At 63.3% G+C, this 18439-nt stretch carries 17 protein-coding genes; 13 read left to right on the top strand and 4 right to left on the bottom strand.

Features of this window, described 5'->3' with window-relative positions; genetic code table 11:
• The first annotated feature begins 339 nt into the window (after positions 1-339).
• From BWR02_RS12745 to BWR02_RS12725, 5 genes are all read left to right on the top strand, one after another.
• Complete coding sequence (locus BWR02_RS12745) at positions 340-1518, top strand: MlaE family ABC transporter permease (RefSeq protein WP_139558134.1); 1179 nt, start codon at positions 340-342, stop codon at positions 1516-1518.
• A complete protein-coding gene (locus BWR02_RS12740; protein WP_139558133.1) occupies positions 1518-2333 on the top strand; it encodes an ABC transporter ATP-binding protein in 816 nt (271 codons plus the stop codon). Before BWR02_RS12745 ends, BWR02_RS12740 begins: the two co-directional genes overlap by 1 nt.
• Positions 2330-3349 (top strand): MlaD family protein, encoded by a 1020-nt coding sequence (locus BWR02_RS12735; RefSeq protein ID WP_139558132.1) that lies wholly within the window; start codon positions 2330-2332, stop codon positions 3347-3349. The genes BWR02_RS12740 and BWR02_RS12735 overlap by 4 nt, the downstream gene beginning before the upstream one ends.
• A gap of 29 nt (positions 3350-3378) precedes the next feature.
• Positions 3379-4005 carry a PqiC family protein gene (locus BWR02_RS12730; RefSeq protein ID WP_162560129.1) on the top strand — a complete coding sequence of 209 codons (627 nt, stop codon included), beginning with the start codon at positions 3379-3381 and terminating at the stop codon, positions 4003-4005.
• A gap of 350 nt (positions 4006-4355) precedes the next feature.
• Entirely contained in the window at positions 4356-5192 is an 837-nt protein-coding gene (locus BWR02_RS12725; RefSeq protein WP_139558130.1) for a proteasome-type protease, read from the top strand.
• A 272-nt stretch (positions 5193-5464) separates the two neighbouring features.
• Here the strand turns inward: BWR02_RS12725 and BWR02_RS12720 are convergent, their stop codons facing one another.
• The 4 genes from BWR02_RS12720 to BWR02_RS12705 form a co-directional block, all read right to left on the bottom strand.
• Positions 5465-6301 carry an EcsC family protein gene (locus tag BWR02_RS12720; protein WP_139558129.1) on the bottom strand — a complete coding sequence of 279 codons (837 nt, stop codon included), beginning with the start codon at positions 6299-6301 and terminating at the stop codon, positions 5465-5467.
• A gap of 82 nt (positions 6302-6383) precedes the next feature.
• Positions 6384-8339, bottom strand: a complete 1956-nt coding sequence (gene ftsH, locus BWR02_RS12715) for an ATP-dependent zinc metalloprotease FtsH (protein ID WP_139558128.1) — start codon at positions 8337-8339, stop codon at positions 6384-6386.
• A gap of 59 nt (positions 8340-8398) precedes the next feature.
• Positions 8399-8836: a hypothetical protein gene (locus tag BWR02_RS12710; RefSeq protein WP_139558127.1), complete on the bottom strand. Its 438-nt coding sequence runs from the start codon at positions 8834-8836 to the stop codon at positions 8399-8401.
• A gap of 43 nt (positions 8837-8879) precedes the next feature.
• Positions 8880-10337: a TolC family outer membrane protein gene (locus BWR02_RS12705; protein ID WP_162560128.1), complete on the bottom strand. Its 1458-nt coding sequence runs from the start codon at positions 10335-10337 to the stop codon at positions 8880-8882.
• A gap of 792 nt (positions 10338-11129) precedes the next feature.
• On the opposite strand from BWR02_RS12705, the gene pedA1 reads away from it, so the two are divergent.
• From pedA1 to rfbD, 8 genes are read left to right on the top strand one after another with little or no spacing between them, the layout of a single operon-like run.
• The gene (gene pedA1 / locus BWR02_RS12700; RefSeq protein WP_139558125.1) at positions 11130-12362 is read left to right on the top strand and encodes a lanthanide ABC transporter ABC transporter substrate-binding protein PedA1; all 1233 of its coding nucleotides are present in this window, start codon (positions 11130-11132) and stop codon (positions 12360-12362) included.
• A 4-nt stretch (positions 12363-12366) separates the two neighbouring features.
• The gene (locus BWR02_RS12695) at positions 12367-13341 is read left to right on the top strand and encodes a PQQ-dependent catabolism-associated beta-propeller protein (protein WP_139558124.1); all 975 of its coding nucleotides are present in this window, start codon (positions 12367-12369) and stop codon (positions 13339-13341) included.
• Complete coding sequence (gene pedB / locus BWR02_RS12690) at positions 13338-14087, top strand: lanthanide ABC transporter ATP-binding protein PedB/LutE (protein WP_139558123.1); 750 nt, start codon at positions 13338-13340, stop codon at positions 14085-14087. The genes BWR02_RS12695 and pedB overlap by 4 nt, the downstream gene beginning before the upstream one ends.
• A complete protein-coding gene (gene pedC, locus BWR02_RS12685) occupies positions 14084-14890 on the top strand; it encodes a lanthanide ABC transporter permease protein PedC (protein ID WP_139558122.1) in 807 nt (268 codons plus the stop codon). The genes pedB and pedC overlap by 4 nt, the downstream gene beginning before the upstream one ends.
• Positions 14887-15969, top strand: coding sequence for a dTDP-glucose 4,6-dehydratase (gene rfbB / locus BWR02_RS12680; RefSeq protein WP_139558121.1), 1083 nt, complete (start codon positions 14887-14889; stop codon positions 15967-15969). Before pedC ends, rfbB begins: the two co-directional genes overlap by 4 nt.
• Positions 15966-16853 (top strand): glucose-1-phosphate thymidylyltransferase RfbA, encoded by an 888-nt coding sequence (rfbA, locus tag BWR02_RS12675; RefSeq protein ID WP_139558120.1) that lies wholly within the window; start codon positions 15966-15968, stop codon positions 16851-16853. The genes rfbB and rfbA overlap by 4 nt, the downstream gene beginning before the upstream one ends.
• Positions 16850-17410, top strand: a complete 561-nt coding sequence (gene rfbC / locus BWR02_RS12670; RefSeq protein ID WP_139558119.1) for a dTDP-4-dehydrorhamnose 3,5-epimerase — start codon at positions 16850-16852, stop codon at positions 17408-17410. The genes rfbA and rfbC overlap by 4 nt, the downstream gene beginning before the upstream one ends.
• Positions 17407-18321 (top strand): dTDP-4-dehydrorhamnose reductase, encoded by a 915-nt coding sequence (gene rfbD, locus BWR02_RS12665; protein WP_139558118.1) that lies wholly within the window; start codon positions 17407-17409, stop codon positions 18319-18321. Before rfbC ends, rfbD begins: the two co-directional genes overlap by 4 nt.
• Positions 18322-18439 lie beyond the last annotated feature (118 nt).

Raw genomic sequence — 18439 nt, 5'->3', positions numbered from 1 at the left:
ATGGGTAGTAATTACAAAGACCTGGGATCGTATGTCCGGTTATTTACGTCAGACACGCCGCTTGCGGGTTGAGCGCCGGGCACCTGCGTTCAGGACGGCCCCGTCAGGGCGACACGGATTCTCGCCATGGGCCTACCGCTTTGGACAATCCAGGTCTCGTTTGGCAGAATCGCGGGCGGCTATACGGCGTGGTGGGCGCCGAAATGAGCACCGACCACCGGCGTGCAGACGGCGGGGTTGTCTGGCGATGTCGCCGCCAACGACTGAAATCGAGGCTTCTCCCGCGCCGCGGAAGACTCTCCCGCCGGCTCAATCGTCTCTTACGCCTACGGTACCACGATGGCTTCCCCGAACGACGGACAGCAACCCGGGTTCCCAGCGGAGTCGGCTGCGCACGCGCCTTTCGTAGACGTGCGCCGCGACGCGTCGGGCCGTCTCGCGGTGTCTTTCGGCGGGGACTGGCGGATCGGGTCGGCCTTGCCGGATCTGACACCCGTGCATGCCGCCCTGAGCGACAAGACGCCCCAGATCCTCGTGCTGGCGGCTCCGCGGCTCAGCGCCTGGGACAGCCGCTTTCTGACCCAGTTGATGGGACTGGCGGATCTCGCCGAGTCACGCGGGATCACGGTGGATACAGCGCAGTTGCCACGCGGGGTATGCAGTTTGTTGCAGCTCGCCCACGCCGTTCCCGAGCGCATGGACACAGGCCGGGAACCGGACGATCCGAGTTGGCTTGCCGCGGTGGGGCGTTGGAGCCAGTGGCTGGTGCAGGATTTCCGGGACCTCCTGGCCTTCGTCGGCGAGGCGACCCTCAGCATGGGGAGCGTCGTTGTCGGCAAGGCTCGGTTTCGTCGGGTCGACCTGCTGCGTCTGATGCAGGATTGCGGCGCGATGGCACTGCCAATCGTGTCGTTGATCAGCCTTTTGGTCGGTCTGATCCTGGCATTCGTCGGTGCGGTGCAGCTGCAGATGTTCGGTGCCCAGGTCTACATCGCGGACCTGGTCGGACTGGGCATGACCCGCGAAATGGGCGCCCTGATGACCGCGGTGATCGTTTCGGGTCGGTCCGGGGCCGCCTTCGCGGCTCAGTTGGGCACCATGAACGTCAATCAGGAGATCGACGCCTTCAAGGCGATGGGCATATCGACCTTCGATTTTTTGGTGGTGCCGCGCCTGCTCGCGCTGATCTCGATGATGCCGATCCTGTGCCTGTATGCGATGCTGATGGGCATTATCGGCGGTGCGATCGTCGCGGTGGCCTTTTTCGATATCTCCGTGTCCGAATACATCACCGAGACCCTCCGGGTCGTCCAGATGCGCCATTTTCTGATCGGACTGTTCAAGGGGCTCGTGTTCGGCGTACTCGTCGGTACTGCCGGATGCCTGCGGGGCATGCAATGCGGGCGCAGCGCGTCTGCGGTCGGCGATGCCGCGACCTCCGCCGTCGTGACGAGCATCGTGTTCATCGTGGTCGCAGATTCGGTGCTGACCCTTGTGTTCAATCGTCTGCGCCTGTGATGCAGCCCAATCCCGATCTCGGCGAGACCGCCTACATCGCCGTCAGAGATCTGACGATGGCCTTTGCCGATCGCGTGATCCAGAGGGATCTGAACTTTGCCGTCCGGCGCGGGGAGATCTTCGTCGTGATGGGCGGTAGTGGGTGCGGCAAGAGCACGCTGCTGCGCCATCTGCTGGGCTTGCAGCAGCCGGCCAAAGGAGCGGTCTTTTACGCTGCGCGCAGCCTGTGGGAGTCGCCGCCGTCGGAGCGGGCCGCGATCCTGAGGAAAACCGGCGTGTTGTTTCAGAGCGGTGCCCTGTGGAGCTCGATGACCCTGGTCGAGAATGTCGCCCTGCCTCTGGGCCAGTTCACGGACCTGCCCCCCGGCGAGATCGAGGCCATCGCGCGCCTCAAGCTGGCGCTGGTGGGACTGGCCGGTTTCGAAGAGTATTACCCGGCCGAGCTTAGCGGCGGCATGCAAAAGCGGGCGGGACTGGCCCGGGCGATGGCCCTCGATCCCGACATCCTCTTTTTCGACGAGCCCTCAGCCGGCCTGGATCCGCTCAGCGCCAAAAGGCTGGATGACCTCATCCTGAGCCTCCGCGACAATCTGGGGGCCACAATCGTCGTGGTGACGCACGAACTCGCGAGTATCTTTGCCATTGCCGACAATTCCATTTTTCTGGATGCCGAGAGCCAGACCATCATCGCAACAGGGAATCCCAGGGATTTGCTGGCCGATTCCACGGACGTGCGCGTGCGCGAATTCCTGACGCGTGGCCGGCACTACCGGGGCGATCGCGGCCCGGACAGAGCGGACGAGGGCAGGGTATGAGCCGCCCCGTCAGCCCCAGCCTGATCGGCGCGTTCGTGCTCAGTGGCCTGGCCCTGTTGGTGGGTGGCATCCTGCTGTTCGGCGGCGGCAAGTTCTTCAGGACGAAAGTCAGCTATGTGGTCTATTTCGATTCCTCGCTGAACGGCTTGATGATCGGCGCGCCCGTTTCGATTCAGGGGGTTCAGGTCGGCAGCGTCAAGGATATCGACATCATGTTCGACCGCGACCACAACGCGGTGTTGAAGCCCGTCGTGCTGGAGCTCGATCTGGAAACCCTGCGCGATGAGCAGGGGCGGGAGTTTCGACCGGCCTTCACGCTGCAGAAGCGGAAGGAGAACCTGCAGAAACTGATCGATGCCGGCCTGCGGGCGCGGCTGGAACCGCAGAGTTTCCTGACCGGGCGACTCTATGTCGAACTGAGCTTCTATCCAGGCGAGCCGCTGCATCTGGTCGGTCACGACTACCAGGGCTACCTCGAAATCCCCAGTGTGCCGGCCCGCGGGGATGAACTGCGCAACACGCTGGACGAAGTGATGCGTCAGTTTCGGCGGATTCCCTTCGACAAGATTCTCGGGGACGTGACGGTCACGCTGGAACGCATCCGGGTGTTCGTCTCCTCCGACGATCTGGAAGCGGCGCGCAAGGATCTCGCGTTGGCACTGCGGGATGCGCATGCGCTGCTGGCCAACCTGAACCATCAGGTCGGTCCTCTGGCCTCGGATGCACGTCGGACGAGCACCGAAATGCGGGGCTTGGTGCAGGATCTGCGGGAAGAACTGAAACCGCTGGTCAAGCGCACCGATGCTGCGCTGGTCGCGAGCCAGCACACCCTTGAGACGGCGACCGCGACCATGAAGAAGCTGCAGGGCACGTTGCATGCGGCAGAGGATTTCACGGCACCGGACTCCAATCTCGATCAGGCGATCGTGGAATTGCGGGAAACGGCGAGGGCCGTGCGGGATCTGGCCGACGCGCTCGAACGCAAACCCGATTCGCTGCTGTTCGGAAAACAGTGACGAGCGAAATGGGACGGCCGGAGACCCCGATGGTGACCTTACGTATTTGCCGCCTCGCGTTGATGTGCGCCGCCGCCCTGATGGCTGCCTGCGCCAGCCGGACGCCGCCTCCGTCCTACTACCTGCTGCAGGCGACGGCCCAGCCGGACCCGGCGGCAGTTCCGGCCGAGACCGTCGGGCCCGTCGTAGGCGTGGGTCCGATCCGCTTTCCCCGCTATCTCGACCGCCCGCAGATGGTCGTGGCCCTGCCCGACGGGGAATTGCGTCTAAGCGATAGTGAGCGCTGGGCTGACAATCTGCGGGAGAACTTTGCCCGGGTGTTGGCCGAAGATCTGGCGGCCAAGTTGCCGGCCGAGCGGTTTTTGGTGCATCCCTGGGCCCGGACCGAGTCGGTCGACTTCAAGCTAAGCTTGCGCGTCAACGAATTCCATCTGAGCGAAGACGGGCGGGCGCTGCTGGACGTCCGTTGGGACCTTTACCGCAAGGAGGGGCTCGTGCTGTCCCGCAAGTCGCGGTTGTACGCGCAGGCCGAGCCCAACGTCCCGGCATCGGGTGTTGCAGCCCTGAGTCGCACCGTCGATGCGCTAAGCCGGGAATGCGCCGATGCGATTCGCCGCGGCACCCTGGCAGCAGTCCCATACGGCGGCCATGAATGAGTCGGAGCGTTCCGCGGGCCGGCTTATCGAGATGCCGCGCACGGACGCCGAGCAGCCGGGGCAGTGTGATTGTGCCGAGCGAGCGCGAAAGTAATGTTAAGATCTAACTAATGCAGCTTTCTCCCGCGACCCTGTCGGAACTGGGCCGACACCGGGTGGCGATTCCGGAGAGCGCTGGCGGGACATGGGTCAGGCCGCGCCGGCTGCCTCACGCTCCACAGACAAACTAGAGCCGCATCAGGCATTTGCCACGCGAGTTCCGGTGCCGCTGCGCCGAGTCGGGTGGCGACAGGACCTAGTCCAGGGAAGGTCGGCGGCAACATCACCACTGTTTAGCTGACTGACAAACCATGACTTACTGCTTGGCTATCAAGGTCGATGACGGCCTGATCTTTGCGACCGATTCGCGAACCCATGCCGGCGTGGATTACGCCAGTGTCTACAGCAAGATGCACCGGTTCGAATTGAACGGCGACCGTTTGCTGGTGTTGCTCGCCGCTGGCAGCCTTGCGACCACCCAGGCTGTGTTGAATCAGATCCGCCGCGATCTCGATGATCCCGGGGCCGCCGCCAACCTGCACACGATGGACTACATCTTCGACGTTGCCAGCTACATCGGCGGCATCAGCGTGAAGGTGCAGGAGCAGCATCTTTCGGCCATGCAGCGCTGCGGGTTTTCCGGGGAGGCGAGCTTCATCCTCGGCGGGCAGATCAAGGGCAAGGATCCGGAGATTCTGCTGATCTATCCGCAGGGCAACTACATCACGGTCGCGCCGAATACGCCCTACCTGCAAATCGGCGAAACGAAGTACGGTAAGCCGATTCTGGACCGCATGATCTCGGCCACGACCTCGCTGGAAGACGCGGCCCGCTGTGCGCTGGTGTCGCTCGACTCAACCATGCGCAGCAATATATCGGTGGGGCCACCGGTCGAGTTGGCGATTTACCGGCGTGACAGTTTTCATGTCAGCCACTATCTGAACCTCGAGATGACTTCCCAGTTCTATACGGCGATGCAGAAAAACTGGGCGGAAGGCATCCGCCAGGCTTTCAACCGCTTGCCCCGCTTCGACTGGGAATCCAACTGGGAGCAACTGCCGGAGCCGGTATACGACCCCGCGGTTCCTTTCTGCACCGAGCCCGACGGCCTGTTCGAAGAAATGTCACCGAAGCAGAATCGCGCCTGACCTACGCGTGGAACCTTGCCGTTAGGGGGTACGAAGTCTTCGTTCAGCCGGCGGTCCTGTCAGGTCCCGGCGAGCGCTGGTCCCGCGCTGCAGTGATTCCCGCGAGAGCAGAGACGGAAGGCATTTCCCGACCGAGGGATAAGGCGTTGCTCTGATTGCAGTGCCGCGCTGCGGCGGGCTGGTCGCGCAGAGGCTGCCATCCCGTCACTCCCGCCGACCCAGCTTGGGGCCGCTCCCTGCTCCCTGGCTCGGCAGGCCATCGCGCCTGCCGCCTACCAGCCCTCCAGCGGGCTGTATTCCTTCCGGCTCTGCTGATCGGATATGGCGCCGACTCGGACGTAAGCGATACGGATGGCCTGGGCGCCATATTTGCGTTCCAGGCGGCGCACGATGAAGTGGCCTCGCGCGATGTCCTGGAAATGCTGCATGAAGATCACGTTGAGGGCCGCGCCGCTGAGCGCCCCGACCACCGGTACGATGCGTGCCGCGTGGACGTCGGACAAAGCCACGCCGAAACGCGCGGCGACGCCACGCAGGAATTCGACGCCGCCAGGCAGCGAGCCCGGCGTGGCCTGATGCGATAGCGTGCCTCCGAAGTGGAAGGCCAGGCTTCCTCGCAGCCCGAAATAACCGGTCTCTGCGCCGTCGTCGTCGCGGGATCGCGCGCCGAGGCCGAAGACCTCGACGCAGGCCAGGTGCGTCGCCTCATCCGCCAGATCCTCACCGTGGCGATGGGCGATGGCGGCAATCGAGCGCAGCATCAGCAGCGTCATCACGGGTAACTCACCCAGCAGTCCGAGCGGTCCGGCCAAGCCGCCCGCCGCGCCAGCGATGGCGGCAGCCGCCCGGTGTCGTTTGTCACCCGCCCAGGTCGTGTGGTTTTGCCCGAGCGTCGAGACGGCGAGCCGCGCGGCCCGCGAGATGCTTGCTTCAGCACCGGTCTCGACCGCGCGATACCAGCTCTGCGGTAACAACTTGAGCATCCGTTCGATGGGAACGCCAATCACGCTGCTGAGCCGCGCGGCCAGGGAGGGGTGCTCCAGCTGCTCATATGCCCAACGCAGCTCGCTGGCTTCATCGTCGCTCAGGATGCCAGGTTCGGGAAACATGATGTCATCTCCATCGCTATGGCCTCGTCGGGCCTCCGGTGGGGCAGCTTGCGAGCCGCCCTGCATTGCGTCCATTGGGCCATCAAGTGGAAGTCGGCCAGCCATTTTCGGACTTGGCAGGGACTTCCGACAGTGACCGGATGTCGTCGCCACTGACAACTTCCTTCTGCTGTAACAGCGCTGCGACACGGTCCAGCGTCGCGCGGTGTTCGGTCAGTATCGCGCGGGCCCGGTCCTGGCCTTCCTCGACCAGACTTTTCGCTTCGCGATCGATCGCGCGGGCCGTCTCCTCGCTGAAATTCCGTTCCTCGGCACCCTCGACATCCAGGTAGGCCAGCCTCTGGCGCCGTCCGAAGGTGAGGGGGCCGAGTGCCGCGCTCATGCCGAGCTGACAGATCATAACGCGGGCGATCTCGGACGCTTTCTCGAGATCGTTTTGCGCTCCGCTCGATACTTCGCCAAGTGCGAGTTCCTCCGCCGTTCGTCCGCCGAGCAGAATCGCGATCTGGTCTTTCAGTTCCTGTGCGGTGGACAGAAACTTCTCCTCGACCGGAAGCTGCAGCGTGTAGCCGAGCGCGGCGGCGCCGCGCGGAATGATCGAGACCTTGTGCACCGGTTCGCCGGTCGGCACGTGGAGTGCGACCAGCGCGTGGCCGGACTCGTGATACGCCACGCGGCGTTTCTCGCGTGGGTTGAGCACGCGGCTTTTCTTCTCCGGCCCGGCCAGCACTCGGTCGATGGCAGCTTCGAAGTGGCGCATGCCCACATGCGGCGCATCATCGCGCACCGCGATGATGGCGGCCTCGTTCGCGATGTTGGCCAGGTCGGCGCCGACCAGTCCCGGCGTGCGCTGGGCAACGATCATCAGATCGACGTCGGCGCTGAGAGTCATTGTCGCCGTGTGCAGTTTCAGGATCGCGTGGCGGTCTTCCAGCCCCGGTTTGTCCACGACGATTTGCCGGTCGAAGCGTCCGGAACGCAGCAGCGCCTTGTCGAGGATTTCCGGGCGGTTGGTCGCGGCCATCACGACCACCCCGACCGAGGGGTCAAACCCGTCCATCTCGGTCAGCAACTGGTTGAGGGTTTGCTCGCGCTCGTCGTGTCCGCCCATGATCGCGGGTCCGCCGCGCGAACGCCCGATTGCATCGAGTTCGTCGATGAAGATGATGCAGGGCGCCTTTTGCCGGGCCTGCTCGAAAAGGTCTCGAGTGCGCGCAGCGCCCACACCGACGAAAAGTTCGATGAACTCGGAGCCGCTAATATTGAAAAACGGAACGCCCGCTTCGCCGGCGACCGCACGCGCCAGCAAGGTCTTGCCGGTCCCGGGCGGGCCGACCAGCAGCAGTCCCTTGGGCATCCGTCCGCCCAGCCGCTGGATGCGGGCGGGCTCGCGCAGGAATTCGATGGTTTCCTTGAGTTCCTGTTTGGCTTCCTCGGCTCCGGCTACATCCCGAAAGGTTGCCTTCGGTGTCGTGTCGGCCTGGATACGGAAGCGATCACGGCCGAAGCTCATCAGTCCGCGCCCGCCCATCGTGCGGCGCGCCATCCAGTTCCAGATCATAACGATGAACAGGATGGGCAGGACCCAGTTGAACAGAAAATTCCCCAGCCAGTTCTCGCCGTGGCGGACATCGTAGGTGATCCCCTTCCGACGCAACTGCTCTGCCAACTCGTTGTTCCACAGCGGTACCGTCAGGAAGGGTTGCGGCTCGGAGTCACCGGCCTCCGGTTGGCGCAGCCCCGTGATGAGCTGGTCGGTGACCGTCAGACGCTCGATCTTGCCTTCGTCGACGAGTTGCAGGAATTCGCTGTACGGGATTTCCTCCTCGCGTAATTGCTGCATCCCCTGGAACAGGTACAGCAGGGTGAGAGCCAGCAGAACGTAGACGATGACGGGATTCCGCCGCGGAGCAGGCGGATCGCCGCCGGCAGGGCTGTCGGCGCGGAGTCGGGAGGCCTCGCGCGCGGCATGGTCCTTGGCTTTGCTGGCGAGGCGGGCGAGGGCATCCCACCAGGAGTCGGTTGGCTTTTTGTCCATGGCACACCATCCAGCGCGACGGCGCTAGCAGGCGGAAACCGGCCGGACGGCCGGGCCCGTCAGAGGTTTTCGGGACCGAGCTTGCGGGACTGGGACCAGAAGAACAGCACGTGCGACATACCCACGTAGAAGGCGGCGATGGAGCACCAGTGGTTGACCGGAATCCCGTTCACGCGGCCATAGTACTGCAACCCGCCGCTTACGAGCATGAACAGCAACCCCATCAGCAGGGCCTCCCTGGACTCGTTGCGGGTGTAGCGTGTGAACCACAGGATCACCTGGTTGATCGCCAGGATCAGGGCCGCGAAGAGCAGATTGTTGCGAATCGGGCCGAACAAGTCTTCGGCGTCGGGCACGATGAACTCGGGGCGGTTGAAGATCAGGATGCCGCCGGCGATGGACAGCCAGACCGACAGGTAAAAGTTGAAGCGGGCGAAGTTATCCATGACCTGGTCACATTCGATCGAGGGCTGGCCGATGCTTCCGGGCTTCGGCATCGGTTGCTGCGGCGTGCCGGGACGCGAGAGGCAAAACGCCCAATTACCGGCGTGGCGTCCTGAGTCCCGGCGGCGCCGCTTGCATGTCGGACCGCGGCGGTCCCTCGGGGTTCCTGTCATCGTAGACGCTTGGGTCCCCGGTGTCACCCAGCGCGTCGCTTAAAGGATCGCGGATGTGCTCCGCGGTAAGCCAGCGGTTCAGGATCTCGACGTCCTCGCGACTGAGCATGCTCGCGGCCTGCTTCAGATTGAGACTGTTGACGATGTAGTCGTACACCGCTTTGGCGTAGTCGCGTTTGTTGGCGAACAGATTTCTCAACACGACCAGGACATCGACCATGGTGCGGGTGCCGACTTCGAAGCCGGCCTGCTCGGCCTCCAGTGCCAGCCGTGTCGACGCGATGGCGGTTTTCAGCGCGTTCACCTGTCCGATGGAAGCGATCACGGTCCGAAACGAGTTCTTGACCTGCAACTTCGTCGCGCGGCGCTGGACGTCGAGCTTTTCCATGGCCTCCTCGTACTGAAAGCGGGCCTGATCGACGCGGGCGTTCACTCCGCCGCCCTCGAAAATCGGGATGGTCAGTTCCGCCCCGAGCAGTTGGCTTTGGCTCGAAATGCCGTTAGGGCGATTCGTGCTGAGGAAATTGGCATTGCCGACCAGATCGAGCGAAGGCATGTGGCCGGCGAACTGCAGGTCGATGCCCTTTTTCGCGAGGTCGGCCTGATTGGTGGAAGCGATGATCAGCAGGTTGTTCTGTTGCCCGAGTTCGTGCCACTTGTCGATATTGTCCGGGTTGGGCCGCTCGAACGGGATGTTGTCCTTCAGGCGGTCGAGGTCGCCCTCGTATTCCCCGATGATCTGCTTCAACGCTTCCCGCGCATTCTCCCACTCGTTTTCCGCCGCGATCACGCGGGCCTCAACCTGATCGGCGGCGGACTCGGCGACCTTGACGTCGGTGATGGCGATCAGGCCAACCTCGAAACGCGCCTTGGCCTGCTCGTACTGGCGTTCGGTGGCGACGTTCTCGGCCTGAGCGAAACTCAGGTTGGCCTCGGCCAGCAGTACGTCGAAATAGGCCCGCGAGGCGCGGAAGGTGACGTCCTGTTCCGCCGCTGCATACTGCGCTTCCGCTGCGGCAATCTGGTTGTCCGCCTGACTCAGCTGCACCCACAACTCGTGCCGGTAGATGGGCTGGTTCAGGTTGACGTCCATGGTGTTGTCCCAGAAGAACACATCCTGACCCCGTTGGGCCACGATGGGAGTCGACTTCACCAGCACGTGGTTGCGGTTCATTCGGCCCCGGAACGACAGGTTCGGCAACAACTGCGCGATGGCAATGGGCTTGGTCTGCAGGATGGCGTTGCGGTTCGCTTCCGCGGCATGGAATTCGGGATCGCGTTCGAGCGCCATCTCGTAGGTCTTCAACAAGTCCATGGCGCCTGCGCCGGGCGCGGACAGCAGCCAGCTGACCAGAAGCAGACGTCGTAGGGTCCTAGACATTAATACTCTGCGGAGTTTGGAGGCCGCTATTGTAGCTCCCGCGTGTTTTTTTGACGGGGGCTCCGCATGGCTCGGGGAAGATGAGAACCATCCGCGGTCCGTCAGCCATGCCACAGCGGGATCGTCACGGAATATTCCGGACAAGATCGGTGCTAGCCGCCGTCGCGGGCTCGCGGCAGCCATCCAACGCCTGCATGAGGGAGCGCGGCAGCCGCACCGATCAACATGTGGCGCCTGCGAAAGCAGGCGCCACGCGACTACAGGGCCACCGAGTTTCAGATGGGCGCAGCATAACACCCCACGGCGCGACGGTGTGGCCACGATAGCCGCCAGCGATGGAGCGGGACCGCAGAAATCATCCCCCATCTTCCTCCCGGGATTTTTAAACTCAACCTGTCCGGTTCGTCGTGGGCCACATCGGGAACCGGATCCTTGACTAAACTCCGGACCCCTATTCCTGAGTGGGCGATCCGGTTGGCTTCACTACGTCCATCGTTAAATCGGAGCGGGCTTCCGCAAGAAGGTCGGAAGGGTGGCCTCGGTGTTCCGTAGACCTCGATCCTGGCCATGCAGCGATGCCTGCGAGCGCGGCACCTCGCTCCTGAAGCTGATCTGCTATGATTGCGCGGCTTCCGACATGCTCCAACCGCCACCGAGAATTGTCCTGGGATACGTTACGTGGCTGACGACTTTCAAGCGGTAAGCCGTGAGCCGGGGCTGGATTGCCCGACGGCAGCGCCCCATGCCGCTCCATGGCAACGAACGAGCAGGCGAGCGGTTTTGCGAACACGGGTGTTTCAAGGCCTGCTGTTGGCTGTCTCGGTCGTGCTATTACTCGCCCCTGCCGATGGCGCGTGGGCTCGCAAGCGAGATGCCTCGGACAAGACGGCCAGTGCCGCCAAAGCGCCGGCGCAAGCCGCCCAGCCCGCCGTTGCCGTCAAACTCGGGTTTCTTACCGCAATCGTTCCTCAGGGTGGCCCGTTCTTTGACCCGGTTCCGCCCGTTCTCGGCGTTCAGGGCGCCCGCCTCGCGATCGGCGACAATAACACCACCGGCCAATTCACCGGGCAGCGCTTCGACCTAACCGAGATCGTGCTGGAGGCGCAGGCGGACCCGCTACCCGCTTTCGACAATCTCTTGAAGCAGGGGATCGAACATGTTCTGGTCAATCTGCCGGCCGACCAGCTCGTGGCATTGCAGCGCTCCGTCGGGTCTCGGCCGGTGCTGCTGTTCGACGTCGGTGCGCGCGACGACCGGCTGCGAGCAGTGGATTGCGCCGGCAACGTCCTGCACACCCTTCCCAGCCATGCGATGCTGGCCGATGCGCTGGGCCAGTATCTGCTGCAGAAGCGCTGGATGAAATGGTTTTTGGTGGTCGGGGCGGCGCCGGGTGATGCGTTGTTCGCCACTGCGGTCGAACGCTCGGCCAAGCGTTTCGGTGCCAAGATCGTCGCGCGCAAGCCGTGGGAACATCGTTTCGACGATCGCCGCACACCCGCCTCCGAGGTGCCGGTGTTCACGCAGGGTGTCGATTACGATGTCCTGGTCGTTGCGGACGAGGAGGGCGCATTCGGCGACGAGTTGTCCTATCGCACGTGGCTGCCACGTCCGGTCGTCGGTACACAAGGGCTGGTAGCGGCGGGGTGGCACCCCGTGCACGAGGCGTGGGGCGCGATCCAGTTGCAGCACCGTTTTCGGGAGAAAGCCGGGCGGGGTATGCGGGAAGTCGACTACGGTGCCTGGCTGGCGGTCCGCGCGATCGGCGAAGCCGCGACCCGTACGCGCAGTGTGGAGTTTGCGGCGATCCGCGACTATGTGTTGAGCGATACGTTCGCCTTGGCCGGCTTCAAGGGTGTCCCGCTGTCGTTCCGCTCCTGGGATCGGCAATTGCGCCAGCCGGTGCTGCTGGCCCAGCCGCGAGCCCTCGTGGCGGTGGCTCCGGTCGAAGGCATCATTCACCCGAAAAATGAATTGGACACACTGGGTTACGATGAAAGTGAATCAGGTTGCCGCTTGTCGCGGTGATTCAATGCCAGCGCGCGGGCTCACCGCGGCGCTGGCATTGTTCAGTCTACTGTCGGGCGGAACCCCGGCCGCTGCGGATACGCTGTACGTGACATTGGAGAAGGACAATGCGTTGGCGGTCGTGGACGGTGCAGCCGGCAAGCTCGTCAAGACGGCTAAGATCGGCAAGCGCCCCCGCGGCATCGTGCTGAGCCGCGATGGGCAGCAACTGTACGTCGCGACGAGCGACGACGATGTCATTCAGATCATCGATGCCGACAGCTTGCGAAAGGTCGGCACGCTGCCCTCGGGCGACGACCCGGAAACCTTCGCCATGGATCCGGAGGGCAAGTTTCTGTACGTGTCCAACGAGGATGACAATCTTGTGACGGTGATCGACATCGCGAAACGGGCCAAGGTCAAGAGCATACCGGTCGGAGTGGAACCGGAGGGCATCGCGGTCAGCCCCGACGGTCAATGGGTCGCCAGCACCAGCGAAACGACCAACATGGTGCACTGGATCGATCGGGCGAAGCTCGATGTCGTCGACAACACATTGGTCGATCCGCGTCCGCGCGCCGCATCGTTCACGGCGGACTCAAAACAATTGTGGGTGACGTCGGAGATCGCCGGAGTACTGCTGATCCTTGACGTCGCGACGCGGCAGGTGATCAAGCGCATCGGCTTCAAGATACCGGGTGTAACGGCCGAAAAGATCCAGCCGGTGGGCATTCGGATCGATCCCCACCGCCGCTATGGGTACGTTGCGCTCGGACCGGCCAACCGGGTGGCCGTGATCGATGCCGCAAAGCTGGAAGTCGTCGATTATCTATTGGTCGGTCAGCGCGTGTGGAACCTGGAGTTCTCGCCCGATTACACGCGCCTCTATACGACGAACGGCGTCAGCAATGATATCTCGCTGATCGAACTGCCCGAACACCGGGTGACCAAGTCGGTCGCGGTCGGCAACTATCCCTGGGGGGTCGTGGCGCGGCCGTGAGTGATTCCACGTCGCTATCGCCCGTTCTTGCCGTCGCCGGCGTTGCCTACGCCTATGGCGCGAGGCGCGCACTGGACGCGGTCTCGTTTGAGGTGCAGAAAGGACAGTGCGCTTTTTTGCTGGGGCCGAACGGCGCTGGCAAGACCACCCTGTTTTCGCTGATCACCCGCCTTTACGATGCGCCCGAAGGTCGCATCGAGATCGCCGGTTTCGATTTGCGGCGCCGCTCGTCGAAGGCGCTGGCCCGTCTCGGTGTCGTGTTTCAGCAGCCGACGCTCGACCTGGATCTGACGGTCATGCAGAACCTCCGCTATCACGCCGCGCTGCACGGGCTCGGCGGGCGCGAGGCCGGAGTCCGGATCGAAGCGGAGCTGAGTCGGCAGGCGATGTACGAACGGCGGTTCGAACCGGTGCGTCAGCTCAACGGCGGTCATCGGCGGCGGGTCGAGATTGCCCGGGCGCTGCTGCATCGGCCCGAATTGCTCCTGCTCGACGAACCGACCGTCGGACTCGACGTGCCGAGCCGCCTGGCCATTGTCGACTATGTCCACCAACTGTGTGAGGAAGGGCGGATCGCGGTGCTGTGGGCCACGCATCTGATCGACGAGATCCGCGACCACGACCAGCTGGTCATGCTGCATCGCGGCCGTATACGCGCCTCGGGTTCGGTAGCCGAAGTGCTGGCGGGGGCGGGCGCCGCCGATGTCGGTGCCGCATTTCACCTGTACACCGAGGCCAAGACATGAGGACGATGCACGCCTGGCGAGCGATGAGCGGCATCGTGCTGCGCGAACTGTATCGCTTCGTGCGGCAGCGGGAGCGTTTCTTTTCGGCGCTGGTGCGGCCGCTGGTGTGGCTGTTCATCTTTGCCGCCGGTTTCCGTTCTACCCTCGGGGTCGCCATCACCCCACCGTATGAAACCTATATCGCCTACGAGGTCTACATCACCCCCGGCCTGCTCGGCATGATCCAGTTGTTCAATGGCATGCAAAGCTCCTTGTCGATGGTTTACGACCGGGAGATGGGCAGCATGAAAACGCTGCTGGTCAGCCCGCTACCCCGCTGGTTCCTGTTGACCTCGAAGCTGATGGGGGGCGTCATGGTCTCGCTGCTGCAATGCTATGTGTTCCTCGGGGTCGCGTGGCTGTATGACGTTCAGGCGCCCTGGGCCGGCTACCTGCTGGTGCTGCCGGCACTGATCCTGTCGGGCATGATGTTGGGCGCGCTCGGCCTGCTGTTGTCGTCGTTCATCGAGCAACTCGAGAATTTCGCGGGTGTCATGAACTTCGTGATCTTCCCGATGTTCTTCCTGTCCACGGCGCTGTACCCGCTCTGGAAACTACAGGAATCGAGTCCGCTCCTGACCATCCTGGCGCGCTACAACCCCTTCTCGCAGGCGGTCGAACTGGTCCGTTTCGCCTTGTATGGTCAGTTCAACCTGCCAGCCTGTGTGTATACCAGCGTCGCGCTGGCCGTGTTTCTGGGGGTCGCGATTATTGGGTACAATCCGTCGCGAGGAATGATGCAAAAAAAGGGGTCGAGGTTATGAAGGACAAGAAGACGATCCTCGTCACCGGCGGTGCCGGGTTCATTGGGGCGAACTTCGTGTTGCGGCAGATGGCAAGGGGCAATGTCGAAGTGGTCAACCTCGACGCGCTGACCTACGCCGGCAATCTCGACACGGTCGACAGCCTGGATGACAACCCCAACCATGTCTTCGTGCTGGGGTCGATCGGTGACCGGGAACTGGTGGCCTACCTGCTGGACCGCTACGAGCCATCGGCCATTGTCAACTTTGCCGCGGAAAGCCATGTCGACCGCTCGATCGATTCGCCCGAAGCCTTCATTCAGACCAACATCGTCGGCACCTTTCAACTGCTGGAGTCGGCCCGCCATTACTGGCGCGGCCTAGAGCCGGACGCCCGCGCGGCATTTCGGTTCCTGCACGTGTCGACTGATGAAGTCTACGGGTCGCTGGGCAGTGACGGCTTGTTCACCGAGGAAACGCCATACCGGCCGAACTCACCTTACTCGGCCTCGAAGGCCAGCTCCGACCATCTGGTGCGCGCCTACTTTCATACCTACGGCCTGCCGGTCCTTACGACGAACTGCTCGAACAACTACGGTCCGTACCAGTTTCCCGAGAAGCTGATCCCGCTGATGATTCTTAACGCACTCGCCGGGAAACCGCTGCCGGTCTACGGTACCGGTGCGAATGTGCGCGACTGGCTCTACGTGGAGGATCATTGCCGGGCCATCGAGTGCGTACTCGAGCGCGGCGAACCGGGGCAAGTCTATAACGTCGGGGGCAACAACGAGCAGAGCAATCTGCAACTGGTCAGGGCGCTGTGCTCCCTGTTGGACGAACTGTGCCCGGATTCGGCTCATCGCCCCCACGAACGCCTGATTACCTTCGTCTCGGACCGGCCGGGCCATGACCTCCGCTACGCCATCGACGCGACGAAGATCCGGACGCAACTCGGCTGGGAACCGCAAGAGAACCTGGCTTCGGGCCTGCGCAAGACCGTACGCTGGTATCTCGACAACAGCGAATGGTGCGAGCGGGTGACGAGCGGCGAATACTGTGGGGAGCGACTGGGTCTGGCAGTGGAGGAGAACGCGGCGTGAGTGACGTCAAGGGACTGATTCTGGCCGGCGGATCCGGTACGCGGCTGCATCCGCTCACGCACGTGATGAGCAAGCAGCTCCTTCCTGTCTATGACAAGCCCATGATCTACTACCCCTTGTCGGTGTTGATGCTTGCCGGCATTCGGGAAGTCCTGGTGATCACGACACCGCAGGACGCGGATCTGTTCGTGAAACTCCTGGGCGACGGTCAGCGCTGGGGCATGTCGATCGAGTATGCCACCCAGCCGGCGCCGGAGGGATTGGCGCAGGCCTTCGTAATCGGCCGTCAGTTCATAGGAAACTGCCGCAGCTCCCTGATTCTGGGTGACAATATTTTCTTCGGGCATGGCCTTGCGGACCACCTCGGCAGCGCGGTCGCGAACGAACAAGGGGCGACGGTGTTCGGTTACTGGGTACGCGATCCGGAACGTTACGGCGTGGCGGCATTCAACGACCAGGGACGGGTGATCGACCTCGAGGAGAAGCCGCTTAAGCCGAAATCGAATTATGCGATCACCGGGCTCTACTTCTATGACGCGCAGGTGGTCGATATCGTCCGCGAGCTTAAGCCATCGGCCCGTGGCGAATATGAGATCACCGACGTCAATCGTCGCTATCTCGAATTGGGACAGCTAGATCTGGTCAAGCTCGGTCGCGGCACGGCCTGGCTGGATACCGGGACACACGCATCGCTGTTGCAGGCGTCTAACTTCATCCAGACGATCGAGGAGCGGCAGGGGCTCAAGATCTGCTGTCCGGAGGAGATTGCCTACGCGCAGGGCTGGATCACCGCTACCGAACTGGAGGCGCTGGCGCATCCGGTCCGAAAAAGTGGCTACGGCGACTATCTGCTGAGCCTGTTGGAAACGGGGCGTCCGACATGAAAGTCGAGGCGACTGCATTACCGGGCGTCCTGTTGATCGAGCCGCGGGTGTTCGGCGATAGCCGCGGGTATTTCTTCGAATCCTGGAACCGACAGCGCTATCGGGAACAGGGCGTGGAAATCGACTTCGTCCAGGACAACCTGTCCTACTCGGAGCGGGGCGTCCTGCGCGGACTGCACTGCCAACAACCGTACGGACAGGGCAAGCTCGTGCAAGTGCTCGAAGGCGAAGTGTTCGACGTCGCGGTCGACATTCGGCGCGGCTCGCCGACCTTTGGCAAGTCCGTGTCCGTCTACCTGTCGGCCGAAAACCGGCGCCAGCTGTATATCCCGCCAGGTTTCGCGCACGGCTTCGGGGTGACAAGTCCGCATGCGCTGTTCAGCTACAAGTGCACCGATGCGTACCATCCGGAATGCGAGTTCACGGTACTCTGGAACGACCCCGCGCTCGCGCTGGAGTGGCCCATCGCTAACCCCAGTCTTTCGGACAAGGACGTCAAGGGGCTGCGGCTTCAGGACATTCCTCCCGATCGGCTGCCGGTGTATGTCGCCCCATGAAGATACTTCTGCTCGGTCGCGAAGGGCAGGTCGCCTGGGAACTGCGACGCAGTCTGGCGCCCCTGGGTGATCTGATCGCCGCCGACCGGCGCACGCCCGGATTGACGGTCGATTTGGCGGATGCCGGCTCGCTGCGTCGGGCGATCGCCGACGTACAGCCAGACCTGATCATCAATGCCGCCGCTTATACGGCCGTCGACAAGGCAGAACAGGAATCGGATCTGGCCTGGCGAATCAACGCCGAGGCACCCGGCATCATCGCCGCCGAGGCGCAGCGTCAGGGCGCGGGTTTGATCCACTACTCCACGGATTACGTCTTCGGTGGTGGGAGCCTCTCCACGCCCTACCCCGAACACCATCTGGCGCAGCCGAAGAGTGTCTACGGAGCCAGCAAACTGGCGGGGGAGCAGGCCATACAGGCTACCGGCGTGCCGCATCTCATCCTCCGCACCGCCTGGGTTTACGGACGCCGCGGCCACAACTTCCTGCTGACCATGCTCCGGCTATTGCGCGAGCGGGAGCGGGTGACGGTGGTCGACGATCAGGTCGGTGCGCCGACGTGGTCGCGGCATATTGGCGATGTCACGGCCCTGCTGGTGGCCAGTTGCAACCAGGGAGACCGGTTCCTGCCGGGCGAGCGCGCCGGCATCTATCATCTGACCTGTGCCGGCGAAACCTCTTGGCACGGATTCGCCGCGCAGATCGCGACGGAAGCCCGCACTCGCGGACTCCTCGGCGATCGTGTGGCGCAGTTGGAGGCGATTCCCACCTCAGGTTACCCAACTGCCGCGCAGCGACCGGCTTACTCTGTTCTTGCCAATGACAAGCTGGCTGCAGCCTTCGGCCTGCGACTGCCCGACTGGCAAGTGGCACTTCGTCTTTGTCTCGATGATTTCTGCAAGTTGACCTGAGCGCTTCCGTGCGACACGGGCCGGCGGCGCTATGCGACGATGACGCGCAGGCGGCCGCCGGAGAGCCGAGCGGAGAATCCAGGCAAGCGCGCCCCTGCTCCGCCTTTCCAACCCCCCG

Origin of the sequence: Methylotetracoccus oryzae (genome assembly GCF_006175985.1) — a bacterium.
GTDB classification, from domain to species: Bacteria; Pseudomonadota; Gammaproteobacteria; order Methylococcales; family Methylococcaceae; genus Methylotetracoccus; species Methylotetracoccus oryzae.
The sequence above is the reverse complement of the archived record's forward strand: the minus strand, read 5'-3'. Positions and strand labels throughout refer to the sequence as shown.